Source organism: Vibrio sp. 10N.261.52.A1 (assembly GCF_002876325.1).
Classification (GTDB): domain Bacteria; phylum Pseudomonadota; class Gammaproteobacteria; order Enterobacterales; family Vibrionaceae; genus Vibrio; species Vibrio chagasii.
This window is the reverse complement of record NZ_MCYD01000096.1, coordinates 1-531: the sequence shown is the minus strand read 5'-3', so window position 1 is coordinate 531 and position 531 is coordinate 1. Positions and strand designations below refer to the sequence as shown.

The window sequence follows — 531 nt, the reverse complement described above, 5'->3', positions numbered from 1 at the left end:
TGTTATTGTTCTCGGCCAGCACCAATTCAGCCAGAGCTTGATCTTGCGATGCTTTGGTTTGCTGTGCGTTTTTAATCACTGCTTGCTGAGCTTCTAGCGCCGTATAGGTTTGTTTGGCCAAATTGAGTTGCTGTGAATGCTGAGACTCTAACGTACGTACTTGCTCAACCTTAGCTTGCCACTGACCTAGGTGCTTTTCGAGGTGTTGGTCCGCCTTATGTGCCTCTAGGTACTCGGCGCTCAGCTTTTCTTGCTGTTTCAACTCGTCAATCTGTTGCGCCAACACAAGCTGTTGATTGCGTTGCTGCGCGTGTTGTTCGTTCAGCGTATTCGCAACATTAACTGCCGAGGTATGCTTGTCTTTGAGTACCGATATTTGGTTGTCCAGTGGGCGGACTTGCTCAATGATCCTCTCTTGATCCTGTTGCTCGGCTTTCACTTTTTCAACCGCTTCGCTACTTTGAGTCAGCTGAGTTTGGGCATCTAGCTTCTCGGTCTCACGCACTGCGAGCAGCTTGGTACTGTTATCTA

General features: G+C 48.8%; 1 pseudogene. It reads right to left on the bottom strand.

The window, feature by feature from the left end:
- Window positions 1-531, bottom strand: a pseudogene (locus BCT81_RS01295) (exonuclease SbcC); the annotation flags it as partial.